2 protein-coding genes are annotated in these 3,308 nt (G+C 59.8%); one reads left to right on the top strand and one right to left on the bottom strand.

Going from position 1 to position 3,308, the window contains the following annotated elements; translation table 11 throughout:
* Nucleotides 1-275: 275 nt before the first annotated feature.
* A complete protein-coding gene (locus ABX749_RS26920; protein ID WP_372898735.1) occupies nucleotides 276-902 on the bottom strand; it encodes a hypothetical protein in 627 nt (208 codons plus the stop codon).
* A 369-nt stretch (nucleotides 903-1,271) separates the two neighbouring features.
* On the opposite strand from ABX749_RS26920, the gene ABX749_RS26925 reads away from it, so the two are divergent.
* Nucleotides 1,272-3,308 (top strand): two-component regulator propeller domain-containing protein (locus ABX749_RS26925; protein ID WP_372898736.1); only part of this gene is annotated, 2,037 nt, incomplete at its 3' end.

Consider the following 3,308-nt stretch of genomic DNA (forward strand, 5'->3'; position numbering starts at 1 on the left):
CCGGGGTCTGTCCCCATTCGCCCGGGGTCTGTCCCCATTCGCCCGGGGTCTGTCCCCATTCGCCCGGGGACTGTCCGCATTCGCCCGGGGTCTGTCCCCGATCAACCGGGGTCTGTCCCCAGGACGGGGCCTGTCCCCGCGGGGGCGTTGAAAATAGGGCCAATGCGACAGATAGGACACATGCGTCGTCTAGGCCCTCTTGGTCCCATTTCCCCCCGGCTAACAGCTAACAGCTAACAGCTAACCGCTAACCGCTATCAGCTATCAGCTAACCGCTACCCTCCAACCGCATCTTCCTGCAGCAACCGAACGACCGGCGATGTCTCGCTCGCCGACTCGGACTCTTCGAATTCCGTGATTTCCATGAACGACACACGGGCGCGATTGACGATGGCCACACTCATCTGTTGCGGGCTCTCGGGCGACTCGGCATCGATGACGCTGGCATCAGCCACCGGAAAGAAGTCGCGGTTGGCGTGCAAGAATTCTTTGACGGTTTTGTTGCTCGTCATGTGCAAACGTCCCCGCACGATCCAACGATCGATGGCCACCACGGCCTGGAACAGTTGCAGCGCACGCCGACTGCCGATCCGTTTCTCAGCGGCCTCGTGATGGTTGCCCGCGATGCCCGCAATCATGATTTCGGGTTTGCGGACCTTGACGCTGTCGACGTGGTCGATCTTCTGGCCGCGGCGAAACAGGCTGGCGTTGGTGCATTCCATGTAACCGCTGATCGACTGGTTCATCACGTCGGACATCCGTCGCCCGCCCAAGTCGCAATCGGCATGAATTTCAAAACCGGTCGTCAGCAGACGAATGGCCGTCGCCGGACTCTCATCGGTCTTCCGCACCAGCGACTGGCACACACTTAAGTTTTTTAGAAGCTCAGCTACATCGTCCATCGGAGCGCTCATCCAAGTTGATTCGGTGTTCATCGGACCGCGTTGCTGATCTGACGCCAGCGCATCAGAAAAACAGCGGGTATGGCTTCAATTAGGTCATCGCTTCACCGCTCCGATCCGCAAAGCGTCAAAAATAGGGGCCAGCCTCACCGCGCCGGGCTATTGTTTCCACCAAAATGTGAATAACCCGCAAGACAACGAGCGTGGATGCGGGGGGAGTGTCCTCCCCGACCGAGACGCATGATCTTAGTGGGGGCCACAGTCGGTTCTGGTGCGGGGGCGAGCCGGTCGACGCGACCGCTGAGGTGGTTTTGGCGGGCATTGTTCACTACAACAGGGCTTGCCCCGTCCCCGTAGGGTCGCCAGAAAATGCGTCGCTTCCTCCGACTTTTCTCGTTTTCGCTCTTCGCGTCCCTGTTCGCGATCAGTGGACTTGCGCAGCAACCGGCACCGATCGCGCGACCATGGCAAGTCGTCTCGTTCTTCGATGATGCCCAGTTGGCAGAGAAGTCGGTCACGCATGCCGACGTTGCGGCCGATGGATCGGTTTGGCTCGCCGTTTCCGACGGGCTGTATCATTACGACGGGTATCGCTGGAAACGTTACACCACCGCAGACGGTCTTCCCAGCAACTACGTTCGCTGTGTGTTGGTTGCCGACGATGGCGCACTCTGGGTCGGGACCGACCGTGGCGCAGGCCGGTTTGACGGTGAAACGTTTGATGGCAGCACGCTGCAAGGTCAATTGGCCGGCCCCAGCATCCGCCGCATCGTCGAAGACAGTGACGGGTCACTGTGGTTTTGTTGCGACCAGTGGCCCAAGGGCGATGTCACCGCCGGCCTGACCCGCATGCAAGACGGACAGTTCACCACCTGGCGTCAGAGCGACGGGTTGCCCAGCAGCTACACGTCCGACTACGTCCGAGTCACCAGCGGCCAACAATTCGTCTTGACCAACCAAGGCCTTGCCGAATTCACCGACGACGGTTTCCGGCAACCGCTCAAGGATGCCGGGCTGTGGGAACAAGACACCTACATCTGGTCCATGGTCGAAAGTGCCCGACACGGATTGATCGTCTCCACCGATGATCATTTCTTTCAATTCAAAGACGGATCGTGGCGTCGCATCCCCAATCAGATCGCGGACCTGGAACAACCGAAACTGGTCGCCACCCGAGACGGCGAAGTCTTCACCTGCACGCCGGGACGGGGACCGGTGATCTATCGTTGGGTCGGCGGCGGTTGGGAGAAAACGTCTCGCCAGTTGACGGACGTCACCGGTGGCAACAATTACCTGTTCGAAGACGACCAGGGTGCGGTCTGGATCGCCGGCTCGGAACGCCTGCTCCGCTGGAACCGAGGTGAGCCGGAGTGGCAGCTGCATCAAGATGTCGGCGGACCGGTCCATCGAGACACACAGGGCGGAGTCTGGTTCAAACAGATTCAAGGCGGTTTGGTGCGTTGGGCTTCGGATCGACCGACGCACTACCGCGACCTTTCCGAACCGATCTACGAAGACTCCCAAGGCGTGCTCTGGGCGGCGTCCGAAAAGGGTCTTTATCGATGGGATCACGGTCGTCTCCAGCAGGTTGATCTGGCAGACCACGTCAAGCCGACGCTGCTGGGGATCGACGGCCGCGATGTGGTCTGGCTCTCAGCAACAGACACCAATCGAAACCGATTCGTGATCGGGATCGCCGGCGACCAGATGCACGTCAAAGATATTTCACATTTTCAAGATCGGGTTCGTGTGAGTCGCTCCTATGCCGACCCGCGTTCAGGGATTTGGGCAATCCTGGGCGCGAATAACTTTCCGCCGTTTCAACTGGTGCACTGTGATCCCGAATCGATCACCCCCATCGCGTTGCCGGACCGGGCTGAGATCAGTCATCCGCCGAATGTGACCGCGTTGGCCGACGGATCGGTTTTTGTGTCGGGATTTTTTGGGCTGATGCGGACGACCGATTTAGGTGCGAACTGGACCGAAGTCCCGATGCCCTCCTCGGCCTTGGGCAAGATTCTCGTGCTCGGCGGAGAAGCGTGGGTGCAATGTCGCGGCGACTTAGGCGGTCAAGCCGCGTTGGCGCGGTTCCGCGACGGCGAGTGGGAAATGATGTTTGATCGTCAAGGCAAGATCGTCGGTCAAAACGGAAGGAAACAACTGTTCGCATCGTCACAAGGCAAAATCGAAGTGCTGACCGCGGGTGTAGAAGAACTGCCGCCGCCGATCGCCACCACGCCGTTCGAAACCCGCGTGTCAAGCGTCGTCGCGGGAGACTCCGGTGAGTTGTGGGTGGGGGTAGGCACGCGTTGCTATCGCTATCGGTCCGATACCGATGCGCCGGAAACTGAAATCATTGACGGCGATCAAACGCTCGGTGAAGACGAAACGCTGCGGTTACGTGTC

The sequence above is a fragment of the Stieleria sp. genome (assembly GCF_041595215.1).
Classification (GTDB): Bacteria; Planctomycetota; Planctomycetia; order Pirellulales; family Pirellulaceae; genus Stieleria; species Stieleria magnilauensis.

Bases quoted from the DNA above. Each gene is read 5' to 3' on its own strand.
- ABX749_RS26920 (WP_372898735.1), bottom strand. From the start codon at position 902: ATGGACGATGTAGCTGAGCTTCTAAAAAACTTAAGTGTGTGCCAGTCG.